Here is a 21732-nt window from a genome sequence, read left to right on the forward strand (position 1 = left end):
TCGTCGTGCCGGGTGCCGTCCGGTGCGGACGGCGGGTGGTCGGGCGAGCGCGAGCGCTCAGCGCTTGCGGCGCGGCTGCGATGTCGTGCCGAGGTGGATGCCGGGGATCGTGGCCACGACGCGCTCGGACTCGGGGCGGACGTCCGAGCTCGACACGACGGCGGCCTCGCCCGACTCGGCACGCAGCTCCAGCACGCGCGCGGTGTGCTCGCGGTAGGCGGGGCGACGCATCCGCAGCGCCGCCTCGAGCGGCGTCGCGAGGAAGATGGACGACGCGGTCGAGACGATCATGCCGATGAACAGCGAGAGCGCGATGTCCCGCAGCGTGCCGGCCCCCAGCAGGAACGCGCCGACGAACAGGATCGACGCGACCGGCAGGATGCCGACCACCGAGGTGTTGATCGAGCGGACGATCGTCTGGTTGACGGCGAGGTTGGAGGCCTCCTCGTAGGTGACGCGCGTCTGCTCGAGCACGTTCGCGGTGTTCTCGCGGACCTTGTCGAACACGACGACCGTGTCGTAGAGCGAGTAGCCGAGGATCGTCAGCAGCCCGATGACGCTCGCGGGCGTCACCTCGAACCCGATGCCGGCGTAGAGACCGACGGTCACGACGAGGTCGTGCAGCAGCGCGATGAGGGCCGCGACGGCCATGCTCCACGTGCGGAAGTAGAGCGCCATCACGATGGCGACCAGCACGAGGAAGATCACCAGGCCCTGGACCGCCTTGGCCGTGATGTCGGCACCCCAGGACGGGCCGATGAAGGACGACGTCACGGCCGTGCGATCGACCTCGTACGCCTCGGCGAGAGATCCGGCGACCTGCTCGGTCTGCTCCTGCGAGAGCTGGTCGGTCTGGATGCGGACCGAGTCCCCGCCGACGACGGAGACACGAGCCACCTGGTCGGTGGCGATCCCCTGGAGGACCTCCTCGGCGGGGCCGGACGACGTCGTGGCCGCGCCGGAGACCGTGAACTCGGAGCCGCCGCGGAACTCGATGCCCACGTTGAGGCCGCGAGCCAGCAGCAGGACGCCGGACAGCGCCACGAGCAGCACGGCGGCGATGAACCAGACCCTGCGCTTCCCGACGATGTCGTAGCTGCGCTTGCCCGTGTAGAGGTCGTTGCCCAGGCGGGCGAACTGGCCGGCCATCAGCGGTTCTCCTCGGTCGTGTCGGACGTGCGGGTGGTGCCGGTGGCGGTGTCGCGGTCGCCGTCGGCGACGCGATCGGTCGCACCGACGGGGGCGGCCACGACGACGTCGGAGTCCACCCCGCTCTCGGCGTGGGCCTGCGCCTGGGCGGCCTCGGCCTCGGCGCGGGCCTCGTCGGCCTTGCGCTGCGCGATGGTGCGGGTGTCGGCGTTCGCGACGATGGCGGCACGCTCGGCGACCGTGCGGGCACGGCCGCGGCCGGCGTAGGCCGCCACGGATGCCCCGAGGTGGACCGGGTCGAGACCGGAGAACCGGTGGCCCTGACCGAAGAACTTCGTCCGGACGAGCAGCTTCATCAGCGGGTGCGTGAACAGGATCACGACGACGAGGTCGATCACGGTGGTCAGACCGAGCGTGAACGCGAAGCCGCGCACGCCGCCGACGGCGATGAAGTAGAGGATCACGGCCGCGAGGACGTTGACGGCGTCGGAGGCGAGGATCGTGCGCCGGGCGCGGATCCAGCCGTGGTCGACGGCGGCCTGCAGCGTCCGGCCCTCACGCACCTCGTCGCGGATGCGCTCGAAGTAGACGATGAAGGAGTCGGCGGTGACGCCGATCGCGATGATCAGACCCGTCACACCCGGCAGCGAGAGCCGGTAGCCCTGCCACCACGAGAGCAGCAGGATCAGGCCGTAGGTGAGGGCACCGGCGACCACGAGGCTCGCCACCGTGACGATGCCGAGGCCGCGGTACTGCAGGAACGAGTAGCCGAGGACCAGGACGAGCCCGATGGCGCCGGCGAGCATGCCGCGCTCGAGCTGCTCGGTGCCGAGCGTGGCGCTGATCTGCTCCTGCGACTGCACCTCGAACGTGAGCGGCAGCGAACCGAAGTTGAGCTGGTTGGCCAGCGTCGTCGCGGCGGCCCGCGTGAAGGGGTCCGTCGGCGGGCCGCTGATCTGGGCCTCGCCGTTCGGGATGGGCTGGTTGACGCTCGGGGCGGAGATGACGAGCCCGTCGAGCACGATCGCGAACTGGTTCAGCGGTGCCTGGCTGGTCGACAGGCGGGTGGTGACGTCGGCGAACTTCTGGCCACCCTCGTTCGTGAAGTTCATCTGCACGATCGGGATGTTCGTCGAGGCGCCCGTGGAGGAGGCCTGGTAGGCCATCTGCGCGCTCGTCAGATCGGAGCCGGTGAGCTCGACCGGGCCGAGGGCGTACTTCGCGGTGCCGTCGGGCGAGCACGCCACGAGGGGCGCCGCGAGGTCGTCGTCACTGCCGCCCGCACGGTTCTCGGGGAGCGTGCAGTCGAGCGTGTAGAGGTCGTAGTAGACCTGCTCGGTCAGCCACGCCTGGTCGCTCGGGTTCGTCGGCTCGGTGAGCGGCTCGGACGAGATGGTGCCGTCGCCGTCGAGGTCGGCCGCCGACGTGGCGGCGGCGTCGATCTCCTCGGCGGTGGGCGGCGTCGCGGCCTCGGTGGGCTCCGGCGTCGCGGTCTCGGTCGCCGGGTCCGACGGGGCGTCGGTGGCGGCGGCGGCCTCGGCGGGCATGGCGCCGTCGGCACCGGTGTCCGGCGCCGGGGTCTCCGTGGCGCCGTCGGCCGGCGCGCTCGGGTCGACCGTGGCGTTCGGGTCGATGACCGCGTTCGGGTCGACCGCGTTCGGGTCGACGGCGGTGGGGTCGGTCGCGGCCGACTCGGCGGCGGCCTGCGCCGCGGCGACGGCGGCGGGGTCGATCGTGCCGGGGTTGGCGACCTGGAGCACGGGACGCATCCGCATCTGCGCCGAGGCGGTGATCAGGGCGACGGTCTCCTCGTCGACCTCACCGGGGATCGCGACGACGATGTTGCTGCCGCCCTGGCTCGTGATCTCGGCCTCGGCGACACCCGAGCCGTCGACGCGCTGGCGGATGATCGCGATGGCCTGGTCGATGTCCTCTGAGGTGATCTCCTGCCCGTCGTCCGCGCGCGGCGTCAGGATGAGCTGCGTCCCGCCCTCGAGGTCGAGCGCGAGGTTCGGGGCGAACGACGCGCCGCCCTCGTCCTCCGGATCCGCGGTCGCGCTGCCGATGCCCACGGTCCCGTAGATCGCCACGAGGAGCAGGAGCAGGAAGTACAACGGACGTGCTATCGAGCTGCGTCGAGCCACCGAGATCTTCTTTCAGTCAAGCGCGGGCCGGCGCACCACGGCGCACCGGCGAGTGGAAGGGTGCGTCAGCGCCGCACGTCGGGGGTCGTCGGACCGCCGTCGATGTCGGGTCCGGCGGTGCCGTCGGTGCGGGGGTTCTCGACGCCGTCGACGTCGACCCCCGGGCTCACGGGCTCGGCGTCGAGCTCCGCGTCTCCCGCGAGCAGCTGCTGCTCGTCGTCCACGGGGTCGACGGCCGGCGCACGGCCGAACGCGGCGTCCGCGGCGGCGGTGAACTGCGGCGGCACCTGCTGGATCGCCGCGACCACCCAGGTGGACAGGGTGCCGGCCGAGGAGATGGTGACCGCGTCGCCGTCCTTGGCGACCACCACGCCGAGCTGGCCCGAGGCGGTCATGACCTCGTCACCAGCCGCCAGCCTGGTCCGGAAGTCCGACACGGACCCCTGGGCCTTCTTGTTGCGCCGGCTGATGAAGAACATCCCCACGACGGCCAGGATCAGGAGACCGATGAGCAGCACGTTGGAGCCGCCACCTTCAGCAAACATGAGGAGAGGAGTCTTTCGTCGGGGGAAGGGCCGCGCACGAGTCTAGGTGACGCAACCCACAGGTGCGTGCGGGCCCTCCGGGACCGCGTCCCGGGTGCTCGAACGGCCGTCGTCAGTCGAACAGCCGCGACGGACCGCCGTCGGGGACGGGGAGCCCGAGGTGGCGCCACGCGGCCGGCGTCGCCACCCGGCCGCGAGGCGTGCGGGAGAGGAAGCCCTCGCGCAGCAGGAACGGTTCGGCCACGGTCTCGACCGTCTCCGGCTCCTCGCCGATCGCCATGGCGATCGAGGTCAGCCCGACCGGTCCCCCGGAGAACCGCTCGCACAGGCTCCGCAGCACGGCGCGGTCGAGTCGATCGAGACCGCGCGGGTCGACCTCGAACACGTCCAGCGCGGCGTGCGCCGCGGCGACGTCGGCCACCCCGGTGCCGCGCACCTGCGCCCAGTCCTGGACGCGGCGCAGGAGGCGGTTGGCGATGCGGGGCGTCCCGCGCGAACGGCTGGCGATCTCGTGAGCCGCCTCGTCGTCGAGCTCGATCGCGAGCAGGCGCGCCGAGCGGTGCAGCACGCGCTCGAGGTCGGCGACCTCGTAGAAGTCCATGTGCCCGGTGAAGCCGAACCGGTCGCGCAGCGGCGCCGGCAGCAACCCGGCCCTCGTGGTCGCGCCGACGAGCGTGAAGGGCGGCAGCGACAGCGGGATCGCCGTCGCCCCCGCACCCTTGCCCACCACGACGTCGACCCGGAAGTCCTCCATCGCGAGGTAGAGCATCTCCTCGGCGGGACGCGCCAGACGGTGGATCTCGTCGATGAACAGGACGTCGTTCTCCTGCAGCGCCGACAGGATCGCCGCCATGTCACCCGCGTGCGTGATCGCCGGACCGGACGTCAGGCGCAGCGCGGCGCCGACCTCGCCGGCGATGATCATCGCCAGCGTGGTCTTGCCGAGTCCCGGCGGTCCGGCGAGCAGCACGTGGTCGGGCTGGCGGTGGCGGGCGACGGCGGCGTCGAGCACGAGCGAGAGCTGGTCGCGCACCACGCGCTGACCGACGAAGTCCGCCAGCCGTCGCGGGCGCAGGGCCGCCTCGGCCGCGCGCTCGATCTCGTCGGCCTCGGCCGCCATCACGGCGTCCATCCCGCCGTCAGCCACGCGGCACCCCGGCGAGCTCGCGCAGCGCCGCCCGCAGGATCCCGGCGGCGTCGTCGGCCGAGGCCTCGCCGCGCTCCGTCACGGCGGTCACGGCCGCCTCCGCGGCGCGCGCGTTCCACCCGAGCCCGACAAGGGCCTCGACGACGTCCGGGGCGATCCCGGCCGGCGCTGCGGTGGCCGGCGCCTCGAGCGCCCCGGTGGCCGCGCCCAGCTTGCCCGCGAGCTCGAGCACCATGCGCTGCGCACCCTTGCGGCCGATGCCGGGCACGCGCTGGAGGGCGTTCAGGTCGTCGCCCGCGACGGCCCGGCGCAGCGCGTCGGGCGTGTGGACGGCCAGGGTGGCGAGCGCGAGCCGGGGTCCGACGCCGCTCACCGTCATGAGCGTGTCGAAGACGTCGCGCTCGTCGGCCTCGTCGAAGCCGAACAACGTCTGGGAGTCCTCGCGCACCACGAACGCCGTGTGCAGCGTGGCCTCGACGCCGACGCGCAGACCGGCGAGTGCGGCCGGCGTCGCCAGGACCTTCAGCCCGAGCCCCGAGGCGAGGACGACGGCGTGGTCCAACCCGATCGAGACGACCTCGCCCCGTACCAGTGCGATCATGCCGACGAACTCCTCTCGCCGGCGCGTGGGCCGGCTGGGCCGCGCCGGAGAACTCGACCGGCGGAGCGAACACCTGTACGAAGGAAGGCTAGCGCCCGACGCTGCCCCGTGCGGGCGCGACGCGCCGCGCGGTCCGGCGCGAGCGGCGCTCCGCCTCGAGCCACAGGGCCTGGGCGGCGGTCGGTGCGGCCCCGTTCGCCGGCGACGCGGCGGCCGGACCGCTCGGCTCGTCGTCGACCTCGATCGTCGCGGTCGCCACCGCCGCCACGGGCCTGCCCGCGGGCGAGCGCCAGGCGTGGCAGATCGCGAGCGCGAGGGCGTCGGCGGCGTCGGCGGGTCGGGGCGCGCTCGCGAGACCGAGGATGCGCGTCACCATGGTGGTGATCTGCTCCTTCTCGGCGCGGCCGTTGCCCGTGATCGCGGCCTTGACCTCGCTGGGGGTGTGGAGCTCGACGGGGATGCCGCGGCGCGCGGCCGCGACCATCGCCAGCCCCGCCACCTGGGCGGTGCCCGTGACCGTGGAGACGTTGGACTGCGCGAACACGCGCTCGACGGCGACCGCGTCGGGCCGCAGCCGGTCGATCCACTCGTCGATCACGGTGCTGATCTGGAGCAGCCTGAGCTCGAGCGGGGTGTCGGGCGAGCTGGTCGCCACGCCGACGTCCACGATCCGCACGACGCGGCCGGCGGTGGCGGTGATGGCTCCGAGGCCGCAGCGCGTCAGACCGGGATCGACGCCGAGGATCGTGCGTCCGCGAGCCAGCGCGGGTCGGCGATCGGCGTCGCGACCCTCGCGCGGGGCGACCGACGGCTGGCTCACGTTCGTCACTCTCGCACGTCCCCGAGCCCCGTGACGGGCCCCGACACGCGCATCAGTCCTCGTCGTCGTCCAGCGCCGCCATGACCTCGTCGGAGGCGTCGAAGTTGGCGAACACGTTCTGCACGTCGTCGGAGTCCTCGAGCGCGTCGATGAGCCGGAGCACCTTGCGCACGCCCTCGACGTCGACCTCGACCTCGACCGACGGCACGAACGACGCCTCGGCGGAGTCGTAGTCGAGGCCGGCCTCCTGGACGGCCTTGCGGACCGCGACGAAGTCGCTGGCAGCGCTCAGCACCTCGAAGGACTCCCCCAGGTCGTTGACCTCCTCGGCCCCGGCGTCGAGCACCGCGACCAGGACGTCGTCCTCGGTCAGGTCCTCGGCCTTGGGGACCACGACGACGCCGCGACGCGAGAACAGGTAGGACACGCTGCCGGGATCGGCCATCGACCCACCGTTGCGGCTGAACGCGAGGCGCACCTCGGCGGCGGCACGATTGCGGTTGTCGGTGAGGCACTCCACGAGCACCGCGACACCGCCGGGGCCGTAGCCCTCGTACATGATCGTGTCGTACTGCGCGCCGCCGGCCTCCTGGCCGGAGCCCCGCTTGACAGCGCGATCGATGTTCTCGTTCGGGACGGACGTCTTCTTGGCCTTCTGGATGGCGTCGTAGAGCGTGGGGTTGCCCACGGGGTCCCCGCCGCCGGTGCGCGCCGCGACCTCGATGTTCTTGACCAGCTTCGCGAAGAGCTTGCCGCGCTTGGCGTCCTTCGCGGCCTTCTGGTGCTTCGTGGTGGCCCACTTGGAGTGACCCGACATGGTTCTCACCTTTCGTCCGTTGACTTGCCCGCACACCCGCGACTGCGTGGGTGGCGTGCGACCGGGCTCGATCCTACCGGCGGGCCGGCCCGGACTCCGTGAGGTCCCAGACCTCGGGGGCCCAGCCGGTGCGCGCCCCGGCGGCCGGACCGTCGGAGCGCGGCAGGTGCTCCAGCACGTGCGCGAGCAGCTCGGGCAGCCGGGCGGGGAACACCTCGCCGTCGATCGCTCGCAGCTCCTCGGGGCTCCACCAGCCGAGCTCGTCGACGAACGAGCGCTCCACCGCGGTCCAGCCCGCGGTGCTCAGGTCCTGCGCCGCCGTGCCCACCTCGGCCAGCCGGTGCACGAAGAACACCTCGTGCTGGCGGACGCTCCTGGCGAAGAAGTCGAACACGGCCCAGCGGCTCGCCACCGGGCCGACCAGCGCGTCGGCGTCGATCACGAGTCCGGTCTCCTCGGCGACCTCGCGGACGGCGGCCGCCCGGGGGGTCTCGCCCGCGTCGATGCCACCGCCCACGGTGAACCACCAGGTCCGCTCGACCTGGTCGGCGTCGTGCGCGCGCACGAGGAGGAGTCGGTCGTCGGCGTCCAGCAGGAGGACGCGCGCGGCGTACCGGTACGGCACGCCGTCCTGCCCGACCAGCCAGCCCTCGCCGGGCTGGAAGGACTCCTGTCGTTCCTGCGGCTCCTGTGCTTCCTGCGGCACGATCAGCGGAACGCCTGCGGTGCGGCGGCCTGGAACGCCTGCCGGTCGGCGGAGATGGCGGCGAGCAGCTCCTGCTCCGTCGAGCTGTGCGTGCGCAGGTCGGCCCGTCCGCTGACCGCGCGCTGACGCATGTAGGCCAGCGACGTCGCATCCTTCTGGAAACGCTTCATGGCGGCGCCGGCGTTCGGTCCGAGCCTGCTCGCCCAGGCCCTGGCCTGCGCCCGGGTGCGCAGCGAGGCGACCATCTCGATCTCGTGCGGCGCGAACCAGCCCGCGCCGGCGTACTCCGTCAGGCGCGCGCGGATCGCCGCGCTCTCCTGGCGCCTGAGCCAGAACACCAGCACGACCGCGGCCACGAAGAGCGGGATCTGCACCAGCCCGTAGACGAGGAAGAACGTGCCCTCGCTGCCGGTCACCCCGCCGAGGCTGGCCGAGGCGTTCCACAGGGCGTGCAGCGCGGCCGAGCCCAGCAGGCCGAGCGGGAACAGCCACCACACGGCCGAGGCGTTGCGGTGCCGCGAGGCGATGCCGAGCGCGATGCCGACGCACGCCGTGAACAGGATGTGCGCGAACGGCGACATGATCCCGCGCATGAAGAAGATCTGCGGCAGGAAGTCGACCGAGCGGCCGAAGTAGATGATGTTCTCGGTGAAGGCGAAGCCGGCGGCCACGACCGCGGCGTAGACGATGCCGTCCACCACGCCGTCGAAGTACTTGCGCCGCAGGAGGAAGATCAGGAGCACGCCGAGGCCCTTGGTGGTCTCCTCCACGATCGGGGCGGAGACGACGGCGCCCACCAGGTTCGCCCCGTCGATGTCGCCCGTGGCCTCGTAGAAGCTCGTCGTGACCGCGGTGTTGCCGTAGAACGACAGCACGACCGAGACCCCGGCACCCCACAGCAGCGCGATGAGGAGCATGACCTTGGGCTCGGGCTCCCAGCGGTCGAGCCACATGACGACCGCCAGGACCGCGGCGAGCGGGATCAGCGCGGCGATGAAGCCGATGGCGGCCGGCGCGGGACCGACCTGGCTCAGCGCGATCCACAGACCCCAGATGCCGGCGAAGCCGACCACGCAGAGCGCGACGATCGTGCCGGTCCCCAGCGCGCTGGAGCGCTGGCCGCCGTGCCAGATCTGGGGGTGCTGCTGCGCCGACTGGCCGTGCTGCTGGGGCTGTCCGTAGCCGTCCGGCCGGCCGAGGGCCGCCTGCTGGCCGTAGCCGGGCCGACCGTACCCACCGGGCTGACCGGGCTGGCCGTACGGACCGGGCTGACGGTCGGACGCGGGAGGCCGGGACGGCGCCGGATAAGGGTTGGACGACGACGGTCCGGGATAGCCACTCGACATGGCGCCCACCCTAGTGGCGGGCACGCGCGCGGGGACGAACGGACCGGCGGGCGTCAGCCCAGGCGCGGCGGGGTGTCGTCCATCTCGAACGTGCGCGGCAGCCGGGCGTTGCCCGCCAGCCGCAGGAGGCGCACCATCGCCTGCCCGCGGATGCGGACGGTCTGGGTCACGGCGTCGTTGTGGAACCGCCGCGCCATCTCGACGCGGCGCCCGGTCGCGACGACGTCGGCCACGATCGCGAGGTCGGACGGGCCGCCGTCGCCCGCACCCTCGAGCGCCTGCCGGAGCACGCGTGACAGGTCGCTCTCCACGACCTCCCGCTCCTGAGTCAGCGTGGCGCGCCCGGGGAGGGAGCGCTCGGCGTCGACGGGGAGCTCCAGGTCCTGCCCGGTGGTGAGGCACGCGTCGGCGGCCCCGGCGAGCACGAGCGAGGAGGCGGGGTCCAGCCGACCGGTCGCCGCGAGCTCGGCCGCCTGGCCGGCGCGGCGCAGCAGCTGCGCGTCGAGGGTCGCCGCGGTCCTGGTGATCTTCTGGTGCAGCAGGTCGAGGCGGTTCGCCTTGGCCAGCACGAGCCAGACCAGCAGCACCAGCACCACCACGACGGCGAGGACGATCTCCGCGGTCATCGCGCCACCACCTTCTCGGCCTCGCCCGCCGCGAGCTGGTAGACGTCGAGGATCTGCGCCACCACGACGTCCCACCCGTACTGGCGGCACCACGCCGATGCGCTCGTGCGGACGGTGTCCACCCGGTCGGGGTCGGCGAGCGCGGCGACGACGGCGCGGGCCAGCGACTCGCCGTCGCCGACCTCGAAGAGCGTCCCGGCACGACCCTCCTGCAGCACCCGCCGGAACGCCGACAGGTTGCTCGCCACGACGCCGGCGCCCGCCGCCATCGCCTCCACCAGCACGATGCCGAAGCTCTCGCCGCCGGTCTGCGGGGCGATGTACAGGTCGACCGACCGCAGCAGCGCGGCCTTGTCCACCTCGGTCACCTCGCCCAGCAGCTCGAGCACCCCGGGGTACCGGGTGGCGACCTCGCGCGCCTGGGTCAGGTCGCCCCGGCCCGCGACGAGGATCCGCACGCCCGGGACCGCCGCGACGATCGAGGGCAGCGCGGCGAGGAGGACGCCGAGGCCCTTGCGCGGCTCGTCGGTGCGCCCGAGGAAGGCCAGCGTCGGCCGGTCGGGCGTCCCGACCCACGCCGGACGGCGCTCGGCGTCGCGGAACAGGTCCAGCTCGACACCGTTGGGGATGACGATCGCGTCGCCCCCCATGTGCTCGACCACCGTGCGCCTGGCCTCCTCGGAGACGGCGATCCTGGCGGTGATGCGCTCGAGCGTCGGGCGAAGCATCGGGTAGGCGACCTGCATCGCGCGCGAGCGGTCGTTGGCCGTGTGGAACGTCGCGACGACGGGCACCTCCGCCTGCCAGAGCGCGATCAGCCCGACGCTCGGGACGAGCGGCTCGTGGATGTGCAGGACCTCGAAGTCACCGTCCTCGAGCCAGCCGTGCACGCGCCGGGCGGTCACGGGGCCGAACGCCAGGCGGGCCACCGAACCGTTGTAGCGCACCGCGAGGCTCCGCCCGGTGGCCTCGACGAAGTCGGGCACCGGGGTGTCGTCGTCGGCGGGCGCGAGCACGCTGACCTCGTGGCCCTGGCCGATCAGTCGCGCGGCGAGGTCGGTGACGTGGACCTGGACGCCGCCGGGGGCGTCGAGGGAGTAGGGACAGACGATGCCGATCCGCATCCGCTCAGGCCCCCTCGGCGCGCGGGACGTCGGTCAGCCGCGCGGGGTCGAGGTCGGCCAGGAAGACCTTCTGCAGCATGTGCCAGTCCTGCGGCGACCGGGCGACGGCGGTGAACAGGGCCGTCACCCAGTCCTGCGTCACCGCGACGACGTCGCGCCGGACGCCGTCGGGCGTCCTCGTGGCCACGGGCTCGCCGAACTCGATCAGCAGCCCCCAGGGGGTGCCCGCCCGCCGTCGACGCTCCCCGTGCAGCCGCTCGTAGGACAGCGCCGCGGGAAGCAGGGCGTGCCCGCCCACGAGCGCGAGGGTCGCGGGTCCGGCCGCGACCCGCGCCGGCGTGCCGAGCAGGTCGACCTCCACGCCGTGGGCCGTCAGGTCGCGGTCGGCCAGCAGCGGCACGAGCTGCGGCTTCGCGCGCGCGAGCCGGGTGAGCCGGCGGAACGTGGTGCCGCCCTCGAGCGGCACGATCTCGATGCCCAGGGAACCGCGGAACGCGACGAACTCCTCGTACAGGCCGTCGGGCAGCTTCTCCGCCACCGTCAGGACGGGCCCGAGGTGCCGCGAGGCCCAGGCCCCGGCGAGGTCCCAGTTGCCGGTGTGCCCCAGGGCCAGCACGAGGCTCTCCCCGGCGTCGATCACGTCGCGGACGTGCTGCGTGCCCGTGGCGCGGACGCGCGCGTCGATCCGCTCGGGCGACCAGCCGGGCAGCTGGAACGCCTCGACGAAGTAGCGCAGGTAGGAGCGCATCCCGGCGCGCGTGGTGCGGCTCAGGGCGCGGGGGTCGAGGTCCGGTCGCAGGCGAGCCAGGTTGCGGCTCAGCTGCCTCACGCCCGCTGTCCGCGTCAGCCACACGACGTCGGCCACGAGGTGCGCGGCGCCGCGCACCAGCGGATCGGGCAGCCGGCGGACGTGCCGCCAGGCCAGGACGTAGAGGTCGGTGGTGGTGGGGCGCCTCACGACGGGGTCCCACCGGCCCGACCGGCGGCCACGATCTGCCGCCGCACGTGGAGCATCCGGTGGATCGCCGTCGCCAGGCTCAGGAGCGCCAGCACGACCAGCACCACGACGAGCACCACCGCCGGCAGGCCGAGCCCGACCAGCCCGGTGGCCACGAGGGCGATGAGCAGCCGGTCGCCGCGTTCGGCGATGCCGACGGTGGCGGTGTGTCCGATCGACTCCGCCTTGGCACGGGTGTACGGCACGATGCTGCCCAGGACCAGGCACGCGAGGGCGGCCGCGGCGCCGACGGGCTGGTCGGTCAGCACCAGGTGGATGGCGAGCGCGGAGAACAGCGCGCCGTCGGCGAACCGGTCGAGCACGGAGTCCAGGAAGGCGCCCCACGGACCGGACGTGCCGGCGAGGCGGGCCATGGTGCCGTCGAGCACGTCGAACAGCACGAAGAACGTGATGACCATGGTGCCGGCGAACAGCTGGCCGCGGGCGATGAGGCCGAGCGAACCGACCATCGCGCCGAGCGTGCCGATCACCGTGACGACGTCGGGCGTCAGGCCGAGGCGGAGCAGGAGCGCGGCGACGGGCCGCAGGATCTTGCCGACGATCGTGCGCAGGTGCTTGAGCATCAGGTCTCCGTCCCGGCGGGGCGGGCGACGGCGTCGCTCCCGCTGTGCTCCGCCCACGCGGCGGCGAGCGCGTCGCGCGTCGCGCCGAGCAGCTGCGGCAGCGGTTTGGTCCCCGCCACGATCGGCATGAAGTTGGCGTCGCCGCCCCAGCGCGGCACCACGTGCTGGTGCAGGTGCGCGGCGATGCCCGCTCCCCCGGTCTGCCCCTGGTTGACGCCGAGGTTGAACCCGGTCGGGGCCGACGTCGCCCGCAGCACCCGCATCGCGCCCTGCGTGAGGGAGCCGATCTCGGCGACCTCCGGCGTCGTCAGCTCGGGGTACCCGGCGACGTGGCGGTAGGGCACGACCATGAGGTGCCCGGGGTTGTAGGGGTAGAGGTTGAGCACGACGTAGGCGAGCGCACCGCGCGCCACCACGAGGCCGTCCACGTCGGAGCGCCGCGGCACCGTGCAGAACGGGCACCGCTGCTCGCCGGCGTCGGTGGGCTTGTCCGCGCCGTCGATGTAGACCATCCGGTGCGGGGTCCACAGGCGCTGGAACGCGTCGGCGTCGCCCGCGAAGGACGCGGGGTCCTCCGCGGGTGGCGCGGCCGCCGCGTCTGCTGCGTCCCGAGCGGGCGTGGCGCCCGTCCCGGGCTCGAGGCCGGTCACGCTCAGACCTGGACGCGCGTGTCGATCGCGGTCCGGACGATCTCGATCGCCTCCGCGATCGGGACGCCGTTGCGCTGCGTGCCGTCGCGGTAGCGGAAGGAGACGGCCCCGGCCTCGGCGTCCTCACCGCCCGCGATCAGCACGAACGGCACCTTCTCCTTGGTGGCGTTGCGGATCTTCTTGTTGAAGCGGTCGTCGCTGAGGTCGACCTCGGCGCGCACGCCGGCGGCCTTGAGCTGCTTGGCGACGTCGATGAGGTAGTCGTTGAAGGGCTCGGCGACCGGCACGGCCAGCACCTGGACGGGAGCGAGCCACGCGGGGAACGCCCCGGCGTAGTGCTCCAGGAGCACCGCGAAGAACCGCTCGATCGAGCCGAACAGGGCACGGTGGATCATCACGGGGCGCTGACGCGACCCGTCGGCGGCCTGGTAGGTGAGGTCGAACCGCTCCGGCAGGTTGAAGTCGAGCTGGATCGTCGACATCTGCCAGGTGCGGCCGATCGCGTCCTTGGCCTGGACCGAGATCTTGGGGCCGTAGAACGCGGCGCCACCCGGGTCGGGCACGAGGTCGAGACCCGAGGCCTCGGCGACCTCCTTGAGCGTCTGCGTCGCCTCCTCCCAGGTCGCGTCGTCACCGACCGACTTCTCGGGGTTGCGCGTGGACAGCTCGAGGTAGAAGTCCTCCAGGCCGTAGTCCTTCAGCAGGTCGAGCACGAAGGTCAGCAGGCTGGTGAGCTCCTCGCGCATCTGCTCGCGCGTGGTGTAGATGTGCGCGTCGTCCTGCGTGAAGCCCCGGGCGCGCGTGAGGCCGTGCACGACGCCGGACTTCTCGTAGCGGTAGACCGTGCCGAACTCGAACAGCCGCAGCGGGAGCTCGCGGTAGGAGCGGCCGCGCGCATCGAAGATCAGGTTGTGCATCGGGCAGTTCATCGGCTTGAGGTAGTAGTCCTGCCCCTCGCGCTTGACCGTGCCGTCGGCGTGGTACTCGGCGTCGAGCTGCATCGGCGGGTACATGCCGTCGGCGTACCAGTCCAGGTGGCCCGAGACCTCGAACAGCTTGCCCTTGGTCGCGTGCGGGGAGTAGACGAACTCGTAGCCGGCCTCGATGTGCCGCTTGCGCGAGTACTCCTCCATCTCCATGCGGACGACGCCGCCGCGCGGGTGGAAGACGGCGAGGCCGGAGCCGATCTCGTCGGGGAAGGAGAACAGGTCCAGCTCGGTGCCGAGGCGGCGGTGGTCGCGACGCTCGGCCTCCGCCAGGCGCTCGGTGTAGGCGCGCAGCTCGTCCTTGGTCGGCCAGGCCGTCCCGTAGACGCGCTGGAGCTGCGGGTTCTTCTCGCTGCCGCGCCAGTAGGCGGCGGCGCTGCGCATGAGCTGCACGCCGTTGCCGATGAGACGGGTGCTGGGCAGGTGCGGGCCGCGGCACAGGTCCTTCCAGACCACGGCCTCGGTCTCGCGACCGGCGCCGCGCACGTTGTCGTAGATCGTCAGCTCACCGGCGCCGACCTCGACGCTCGCGCCCTCGCCGACCGACTGCTCGTCGTCCGAGACGGCGCTCTTGAGTCCGATGAGCTCGAGCTTGTACGGCTCGTGCGCGAGCTCGGCGCGGGCCTCGTCCTCCGTGACGACGCGACGGCGGAAGGTCTGGCCCTCCTTGATGATCCGGCCCATGACCTTGTCGAGCTCGGTGAGCTGCTCGGGCGTGAACGGCGTCTCGACGTCGAAGTCGTAGTAGAAGCCGTCGGTGATCGGCGGGCCGATGCCGAGCTTGGCGTCCGGGTTGATCTGCTGCACGGCCTGGGCCAGCACGTGGGCGGCGGAGTGGCGCAGGATCGCGAGCCCGTCGGGCGAGTCGATCGTGACGCGCTCGACGCTCGCGTCCGCGGGCAGCTCGCGGTCGAGGTCGCGCAGCTCGCCGTCGACCCGCACCGCCACGACCGTGCGCTCCTTGGCCAGGAGCGCGATCGCCGTCGTCCCCGCCTCGATCACGGTAGGAACGCCGTCGAGGGTGAGGTGGATCTCGGGCACAGCGGACTCCAGACGAGGTAGCGGAAGGACCCCTGGAGCCTACTGCCCAGGCCCCGTCGGGAGAACGACGACGCCCCCGGACCGCGGGTCCGGGGGCGTGACGTGCGTGGTGGGCGATACTGGTCTCGAACCAGTGACCTCCTCGGTGTGAACGAGGCGCTCTACCGCTGAGCTAATCGCCCGAGCACGGTTCTCACCGTGCGGCCTGTCGATAGTAGCCGAGAACGGCCGGGCTGCCGAATCGGCGCGCTGGCGGCGTTCGCGGCCCTCAGGGGTCCAGGTTCTCGCGCTGCTTGAGCGGGAACAGCTCCCCCATCGCCAGGGTGAGCCGACCGGGCTCCTTGCGCACGCCGTCGACCTCGACGACGGGCGAGATGCCCCGCGTCGAGGACGTCAGCGCCACGTGCGCCGCGGTGTGGATCGCGCTCAGCGGCACCGTCTCCTCGCGGACCGGGATGCCGGCCTCGGCGGCCCAGTCCAGGACGAGCGCGCGCGTCACCCCGGCCAGCGCGCCCGACGTGAGCGGCGGCGTCAGGAGACCGCGCTCGTCCTCGAGGAACACGTTCGTGCCGGTGCCCTCGCACAGCTCGCCGCGGTTGTTGCCGAAGATGGCCTCGCCGGCGCCGTGGGCCCGTGCCCGCGCCAGGGCGAGCGCGTTCTCGCCGTAGGACGTCGTCTTGAGACCGGCGAGCGCTCCGCGCTCGTTGCGCGTCCACGGGACCACGTGCACCTTGGCGTCGCCGTGCCGGGGTGCGGCCGACGCCGCGACGACGAGCGTCCCCGGTCCCCCGAGCCGGTCGGACCCGAGCGGGCCGAGCCCCGCGGTCCACGTGATGCGCAGGCGGGCGACGACGCCGGGCTCGGCCTCGTTCCAGGCGGCCGAGACCTGGGCGACGGCGTCGCGCACCACCGCGTCCTGCGGCGGGTCGATGCCGAGACCGACCGCCGAGGTGGTCAACCGCGCGAGGTGGCGGGTCAGGGCGAAGGGTTCGCCGTCGAGCAGCTCGCAGGTCTCGAACACCCCGTCGCCGACGACGAAGCCGTGGTCGAGCACGCTCAGGTGTGCACCCCGCGGGTCCACGAGACGGCCGTCGAACCACGCGATCGTTGTCATGCCAACGAATCATGCCACCTCGGGGGGTCCGGGGAGGCGTCTCGCGACCCGCGGAATCCTGCCGATTTGGTGCTCAGCGAAATGCTGGGCTAATGTCTACACCGCACCGGGGAACGGCACGGCGGGACACCGCAGGGCTGACCACCACGGAGCATGCGGATGTGGCGCAGTGGTAGCGCATCACCTTGCCAAGGTGAGGGTCGCGAGTTCGAATCTCGTCATCCGCTCGGAAGGACCCAGGGAGGGCTTCCCCGCCAGGGGATCCAGCCACGGTGGGTTGGCCGAGAGGCGAGGCAGCGGCCTGCAAAGCCGTATACACGGGTTCGAATCCCGTACCCACCTCGCACACCTGGGCGATTGGCGCAGCGGTAGCGCGCTTCCCTGACACGGAAGAGGTCACTGGTTCGATCCCAGTATCGCCCACCAGCTCACGACGGCCCCGGACCATGTGGTCCGGGGCCTTCGTCGTCCCCGGCGCCTCATCCGTGAGAGCGACCCGTGCGCCGCGAGAGCGACGTGTCGGTGGTCGCTCCCACGGCGCGAGGGTCGCTCTCACGGCTGAGGCGCCGCGCCGCGGGTGGCGGGCCCGTCGTCAGGGCTTCTCCGGCCAGGCGTGCTTGGGGTAGCGGCCGCGCAGGTCCGACCTGACCGCGGTGTACCCCGTCGCCCAGAACGAGGCCATGTCCGCCGTGATCGCGGCCGGACGACCCGCCGGTGAGAGCAGGTGCATCACGACGGCGACGCGCCCGTCCGCGAGCCGCGGCGTCTCCCGCAGCCCGAACGCGTCCTGGAGCTTGACCGCCGCGGCGGGCGCCGCCCCGGAGTAGTCCAGGCGCACGCTGCGACCGCTCGGCAGCGTCACGCGTTCCGGCGCCAGCTCGTCCAGCCGCGCCGCCTCCGGCCACGGCAGGAGCTGTCGCAGCGCCGCCACCATGTCCAGGCGGCGCAGGTCGCTCAGACGGCTCACCCGGCGCCCGAGCAGCCAGCCGTCGAGGTGGTCCAGCAGAGCGTCGTCGTCGACGGCCGGCCACGGCTCGCCCAGGTGCTCGTGCAGGAACGCCAGCCGGGTGCGCAGCGTCGTCGCCGACTCCGACCACGCCAGCGCGTCGAGGCCGTCCCTGCGCAGCACGCGCTGCAGCGCCGCGACCACGAGCGCGGGCGGCGGGTCCGGCAGCGGGCTGGAGCGCAGCTCGACCGCCCCGAGCACGCGCACCGTCCGGGCGCGCAGGCGACCGCCCTCGAACGTGACTTCCTCGCGCACCGCGAGCAGCGCGGGGGCGGCCGCCACGGCGGTCTCCTCGTCCAGCGGGACGGCCGACCGGATGACGGCGTCGCGCCTGCCGGGGGTGCGACCGGCGTCGGCGACCGCGAGCCAGGCCGCACCCCGCAGCGGGGACGCGTCCGCCAGCACCGCACCGGTGCCCGACGTCAGCAGGTACGCGCCGCCGTCGGGACGCAGCCTCGCGATGCGGTCGGGGTAGGCGAGGGCGACGACCTGGGCCGCGGCACCGTCCTCCGGCGCCCCGGCGGCGCCATCGTCCGCCGCCGCCCGCGGCAGGTCCAGCGTCCGTGCCGTCGCCATCAGCTGCTCGACGGCGCGAGCCCACTCACCGCCCGCTCCCGCGCGACCACCGCGCCGCAGCCCCCGCAGCGCCGCCGTCAGATCCGCGTCCGCCACGCGCACGTCCTCGCTCAGCATCGCGACCACCTCCGCCGCGCGCCGCCGTCCCACCAGCGCGGCCCCGTCGATCAGCGCACGTGCCAGCCGCGGGTGCACGGGCACGTCGGCCATCGCCCGGCCGCGGGCGGTCACACCCCCGTCGACCGCCATCGCCCCCAGCGCGCGCAGCGCCGAGGTCGCCGCCTCGAGCGCGGGTGCGGGCGGCGGGTCCAGCAGGGCGAGCCCGGTCACGCCCTCGCGCGACCAGCACGCCGCCGCGAGGACCAGCTCGGTGAGGTCGGCCGTGAGGATCTCGGGCAGCCGGTGCGGGGCGAGACGCGCGTGGTCGCCCTGCGTCCAGGGCCGGTAGACGGCACCGGGACCCTCGCGCCCCGCCCGGCCGGCCCGCTGGGTCGCCCCGTCGCGGCTGACCAGCACCGTCACCAGTCCCGCGAGCCCGCGCGCGTGGTCGGTCCGCGGTTCGCGCGCGAGCCCGGCGTCCACGACCACGCGCACCCCCGGCACCGTGACCGAGGACTCGGCGACCGCCGTCGAGACGATGACGCGCCGTCCGACCCCCGGTCGCAGCGCGCGGTCCTGCTCGCGCGCGTCGAGGCGGCCGTGCAGGCGCAGGACCTCGAGCGGGCCGCCGCCGTCGGCCACCCCGGCCAGGGACCGCGCCACCTCCTCCACCTCGCCCACGCCCGGCACGAACACCAGCACGTCGCCGGTCCGCTCGGCCACGGCGCGCCGGGCCGTCGCGGCGACGTGCGCGATCCACGCCCGCGTCGTCCCGCGGTCGTCGGTGCGCACGACCGGCCGCGCCGGCGGGCACCACACCTCCGCCACGGCGAACAGCCCGCCGGGCGAGGTGACCTCGGGAGCGGGACCCGCGTCGTCGCCCCACAGCGTCGCGAGCCGCTCGGACTCGAGCGTCGCGGACATCGCCACGACCGCGAGGTCCGGCCGCAGCGCGTGCCTCACCTCGTGCAGCATCGCCTGGAGCAGATCGGCGTCGACGGCGCGCTCGTGCACCTCGTCCAGCACGACGGCGGAGGTCCCCGCCAGCTCCGGATCGCGCTGCAGGCGCCGCAGCAGCACACCGGTGGTCACGAACTCGACCCGCGTGCCCGGGCCGACGCGACGGTCGCCGCGCACGCTCCACCCGACCGTGCCCCCGACCTCCTCCCCGAGCAGCTGCGCGAGCCGGCGGGCCGCCGCGCGCGCCGCCAGTCGACGCGGCTGCGTCACGACGACGCGGCCTGGCCGGTCGCGCGCCACCAGGGGCGGCACCAGCGTGGTCTTGCCCGTCCCCGGAGGTGCGTGCACGACGGCGACGCCCCGCTCCGCCAGCGCCGTCGCGATCGCGGGCAGCACCTCGGCGACGGGGAGGTCCGGCGGGGCGGCGAGCAGGGCGGCGATCGGGTCGGGCACGCCTCGAGTCTGCCCTCCCGGTAGGATGTTCGCGGCCACGGCCCCCGATCAGCGGCGGATGCGACCTGGTCCCGCTTCTCCCCCAGGATCCTCATGAGCCACTCCCCCTCCGCCACGCTGCCCGACGACGCCGCCGACCCGATCACCTTCGGCCCCGGCGTCGACCCCGACGACATGGCCGTCTTCCTCCGCGTGGCCGCCCAGGTCACCCGCCTCGAGACCGGGCACCCCGACATGGTCGCCGCGCGCCGCGCGACCTCGGGCCTGTACAAGCTGGCGAAGAAGTTCCGGCGCGACGAGAAGCGCCGCGACGAGCTCGCGCACGACGCCGCGGTCATCGCCGCCACCGCGACGGGCAGCCCCGGCCGCATCGACGACGAGACGCAGGGGCTGCTGCCCTCCTCGGCCGTGACCGACCGCGGACTCGCCGGCACGCTGCTGCAGCCGCAGCCCTGCTACGTCTGCAAGCGGGACTTCACGCAGGTCGACTGGTTCTACCACCAGCTCTGCCCCGAGTGCTCCGTCGTCAACCACGCCAAGCGCGACGCCCGCACGGACCTGACCGGCCGCCGCGCGCTGCTCACCGGCGGCCGCGCCAAGATCGGCATGTACATCGCGCTGCGACTCCTGCGCGACGGCGCCGACCTCACCATCACCACGCGCTTCCCGCGCGACGCCGGGCGCCGGTTCGCGGCGATGGACGACAGCGCCGACTGGCTGCACCGCCTCACGATCGTCGGCATCGACCTGCGCGACCCGGCCCAGGTCGTCGCGCTGGCGGACGAGGTCGCCGCGCGCGGTCCGCTGGACATCCTCGTCAACAACGCCGCGCAGACCGTGCGCCGCTCCCCCGGCTCCTACTCCGCGCTGGCCGAGGCCGAGCTGCGCGAGCTGCCCGGCGACCCCGACGTCCCGACCATCACGTTCGGCCGCACCAGCGCCGCCCACCCGGCCATGCTGGCCGGGTCCGTGACCGACCTTCCGAGCACCGCGCTGGCTCCCGGCGGGGTCGCGCGCGAGGCCCTGGTCGCGGCCAGCGCGTCGCTCGAGCGGCACCTCGCCGGCACGGCCATCGACGCGGGCGGCCTGCTCCCCGACGAGGTCGACCACAACAGCTGGGTCGCCACGGTCGAGAACGTCGATCCGATGGAGCTGCTGGAGGTGCAGCTGTGCAACTCGACCGCGCCGTTCATCCTGCTCTCGCGGCTGCGCGCGGCGATGACCGCGACCTCGACCGGGCGCGCCTACGTCGTCAACGTCTCCGCCATGGAGGGCGTGTTCAACCGCGGCTACAAGGGTCCGGGTCACCCGCACACGAACATGGCCAAGGCGGCCGTCAACATGCTCACGCGCACGAGCGCCGGCGAGCTCGCCGAGCACGGGATCTACATGACGAGCGTCGACACCGGCTGGATCACCGACGAGCGCCCGCACACCACCAAGATCCGGCTCGCGCAGGAGGGTTTCCACGCTCCCCTGGACCTCGTCGACGGCGCCGCACGCGTCTACGACCCGATCGTGCGCGGCGAGAGCGGCGAGCTGCTGTTCGGCTGCTTCCTGAAGGACTACGAGCGCGCCGCCTGGTGACGGGCACCCGCGCTCGGGGGCGGGGCGATCGCCGTCGTTGACCACCGCCGCCCCCCGGCGGAGGCTGGTGGGATGAGTGACGACGGCGACGCCCAGCCCCTCGAGCGCACGCCCGACGGTCGGTACGTCGTCATCGACGGCCGGCGCTGGCGCGCCACGGACCCCGGCATCCCCGAGCCGCTCGCGGCCGAGCTGCGCAAGGCGCTGATGGCGGCGCGCCGCGACGTCGGTGCGGCCACGCGACGGGGCGAGGACCCGACGCCGGTCCGCCGCCGGGTGCAGGCCGCGAAGGTCGCGCTCGGCGAGCGTGGCCGGCCGTGGTGGGAGCCCGCGCAGGAGGAGACGGACGACGACGAGCGGATCGCGGAGACCGTCCGCGCGATGGTCGACGTCCGCTCGCCCGGCACGACCTGCCCGAGCGACGTGGCCCGGATCGTCGGCGGTGAGGACTGGCGCGCGCTGATGCCCGCGGTGCGTCGCGTGGCCGAGCAGCTGGTGGCGGAGGGCGCCGTCGTCGTCACCCAGAAGGGAGAACCGGTGCCGACGCCGTGGCGGGGACCGGTGCGGATCGGACTGCCCGTCCGCGGGGACGCCGAGGTGTGACGCGCACCACCGGGGGTGGACGACTTCGAGGCGAAGTCCTACCCCTGTGCC

Annotated in this window: 19 protein-coding genes and 4 tRNA genes; 5 read left to right on the forward strand and 18 right to left on the reverse strand. The window is 73.6% G+C overall.

Annotated elements, in window-relative coordinates; translation table 11 throughout:
• Nucleotides 1-57: 57 nt before the first annotated feature.
• The 17 genes from secF to SERN_RS11895 all read right to left on the reverse strand — a co-directional run bounded on the left by secF (nt 58) and on the right by SERN_RS11895 (nt 16397).
• A complete protein-coding gene (gene secF / locus SERN_RS11815) occupies nt 58-1149 on the reverse strand; it encodes a protein translocase subunit SecF (protein ID WP_135850301.1) in 1092 nt (363 codons plus the stop codon).
• Nucleotides 1149-3293 (reverse strand): protein translocase subunit SecD, encoded by a 2145-nt coding sequence (secD, locus tag SERN_RS11820; protein WP_233251650.1) that lies wholly within the window; start codon nt 3291-3293, stop codon nt 1149-1151. Before secD ends, secF begins: the two co-directional genes overlap by 1 nt.
• Before the next feature lie 65 nt (nt 3294-3358).
• Complete coding sequence (locus SERN_RS11825; protein ID WP_135850302.1) at nt 3359-3838, reverse strand: preprotein translocase subunit YajC; 480 nt, start codon at nt 3836-3838, stop codon at nt 3359-3361.
• 112 nt (nt 3839-3950) lie between these two features.
• Nucleotides 3951-4970 (reverse strand): Holliday junction branch migration DNA helicase RuvB, encoded by a 1020-nt coding sequence (gene ruvB / locus SERN_RS11830; protein WP_135850551.1) that lies wholly within the window; start codon nt 4968-4970, stop codon nt 3951-3953.
• Between the two features lie 7 nt (nt 4971-4977).
• Nucleotides 4978-5586, reverse strand: a complete 609-nt coding sequence (gene ruvA / locus SERN_RS11835) for a Holliday junction branch migration protein RuvA (protein ID WP_135850303.1) — start codon at nt 5584-5586, stop codon at nt 4978-4980.
• Between the two features lie 88 nt (nt 5587-5674).
• Entirely contained in the window at nt 5675-6331 is a 657-nt protein-coding gene (gene ruvC / locus SERN_RS11840) for a crossover junction endodeoxyribonuclease RuvC (protein ID WP_135850552.1), read from the reverse strand.
• 127 nt (nt 6332-6458) lie between these two features.
• On the reverse strand, nt 6459-7223 hold the full coding sequence (locus SERN_RS11845; protein ID WP_135850304.1) for a YebC/PmpR family DNA-binding transcriptional regulator: 765 nt from the start codon (nt 7221-7223) through the stop codon (nt 6459-6461).
• 73 nt (nt 7224-7296) lie between these two features.
• Nucleotides 7297-7929 (reverse strand): NUDIX hydrolase, encoded by a 633-nt coding sequence (locus tag SERN_RS11850; RefSeq protein WP_135850305.1) that lies wholly within the window; start codon nt 7927-7929, stop codon nt 7297-7299.
• Between the two features lie 2 nt (nt 7930-7931).
• Nucleotides 7932-9275 (reverse strand): PrsW family intramembrane metalloprotease, encoded by a 1344-nt coding sequence (locus tag SERN_RS11855; protein ID WP_135850306.1) that lies wholly within the window; start codon nt 9273-9275, stop codon nt 7932-7934.
• A 53-nt stretch (nt 9276-9328) separates the two neighbouring features.
• Nucleotides 9329-9901 carry a hypothetical protein gene (locus SERN_RS11860; protein WP_135850307.1) on the reverse strand — a complete coding sequence of 191 codons (573 nt, stop codon included), beginning with the start codon at nt 9899-9901 and terminating at the stop codon, nt 9329-9331.
• Nucleotides 9898-11025 carry a glycosyltransferase family 4 protein gene (locus SERN_RS11865; protein WP_135850308.1) on the reverse strand — a complete coding sequence of 376 codons (1128 nt, stop codon included), beginning with the start codon at nt 11023-11025 and terminating at the stop codon, nt 9898-9900. Before SERN_RS11865 ends, SERN_RS11860 begins: the two co-directional genes overlap by 4 nt.
• A gap of 4 nt (nt 11026-11029) precedes the next feature.
• On the reverse strand, nt 11030-11983 hold the full coding sequence (locus SERN_RS11870) for a phosphatidylinositol mannoside acyltransferase (protein ID WP_135850309.1): 954 nt from the start codon (nt 11981-11983) through the stop codon (nt 11030-11032).
• Nucleotides 11980-12606 carry a phosphatidylinositol phosphate synthase gene (pgsA, locus tag SERN_RS11875; RefSeq protein WP_135850310.1) on the reverse strand — a complete coding sequence of 209 codons (627 nt, stop codon included), beginning with the start codon at nt 12604-12606 and terminating at the stop codon, nt 11980-11982. Before pgsA ends, SERN_RS11870 begins: the two co-directional genes overlap by 4 nt.
• A complete protein-coding gene (locus SERN_RS11880) occupies nt 12606-13256 on the reverse strand; it encodes an HIT family protein (protein WP_408640869.1) in 651 nt (216 codons plus the stop codon). The genes pgsA and SERN_RS11880 overlap by 1 nt, the downstream gene beginning before the upstream one ends.
• Before the next feature lie 2 nt (nt 13257-13258).
• A complete protein-coding gene (gene thrS / locus SERN_RS11885; protein WP_135850311.1) occupies nt 13259-15283 on the reverse strand; it encodes a threonine--tRNA ligase in 2025 nt (674 codons plus the stop codon).
• A gap of 107 nt (nt 15284-15390) precedes the next feature.
• A tRNA-Val gene (locus tag SERN_RS11890) sits at nt 15391-15465 on the reverse strand.
• Nucleotides 15466-15551: 86 nt separating this feature from the next.
• Nucleotides 15552-16397, reverse strand: a complete 846-nt coding sequence (locus SERN_RS11895; protein ID WP_135850312.1) for an aminotransferase class IV — start codon at nt 16395-16397, stop codon at nt 15552-15554.
• Nucleotides 16398-16552: 155 nt separating this feature from the next.
• On the opposite strand from SERN_RS11895, the gene SERN_RS11900 reads away from it, so the two are divergent.
• The 3 genes from SERN_RS11900 to SERN_RS11910 all read left to right on the forward strand — a co-directional run bounded on the left by SERN_RS11900 (nt 16553) and on the right by SERN_RS11910 (nt 16823).
• Nucleotides 16553-16624: transfer RNA gene (locus SERN_RS11900), tRNA-Gly, on the forward strand.
• 44 nt (nt 16625-16668) lie between these two features.
• Nucleotides 16669-16739 (forward strand) — tRNA-Cys (locus tag SERN_RS11905).
• Nucleotides 16740-16748: 9 nt separating this feature from the next.
• Nucleotides 16749-16823, forward strand: a tRNA-Val gene (locus SERN_RS11910).
• Between the two features lie 166 nt (nt 16824-16989).
• On the opposite strand, the gene hrpB is transcribed toward SERN_RS11910, so the two are convergent.
• Nucleotides 16990-19491, reverse strand: coding sequence for an ATP-dependent helicase HrpB (hrpB, locus tag SERN_RS11915; RefSeq protein ID WP_135850313.1), 2502 nt, complete (start codon nt 19489-19491; stop codon nt 16990-16992).
• Between the two features lie 93 nt (nt 19492-19584).
• On the opposite strand from hrpB, the gene SERN_RS11920 reads away from it, so the two are divergent.
• The gene (locus SERN_RS11920; protein ID WP_135850314.1) at nt 19585-21078 is read left to right on the forward strand and encodes an SDR family oxidoreductase; all 1494 of its coding nucleotides are present in this window, start codon (nt 19585-19587) and stop codon (nt 21076-21078) included.
• Between the two features lie 72 nt (nt 21079-21150).
• On the forward strand, nt 21151-21681 hold the full coding sequence (locus tag SERN_RS16000; RefSeq protein ID WP_135850315.1) for a DUF3253 domain-containing protein: 531 nt from the start codon (nt 21151-21153) through the stop codon (nt 21679-21681).
• Nucleotides 21682-21732: the final 51 nt, after the last annotated feature.

Source organism: Serinibacter arcticus, assembly GCF_004786095.1.
Classification (GTDB): domain Bacteria; phylum Actinomycetota; class Actinomycetes; order Actinomycetales; family Beutenbergiaceae; genus Litorihabitans; species Litorihabitans arcticus.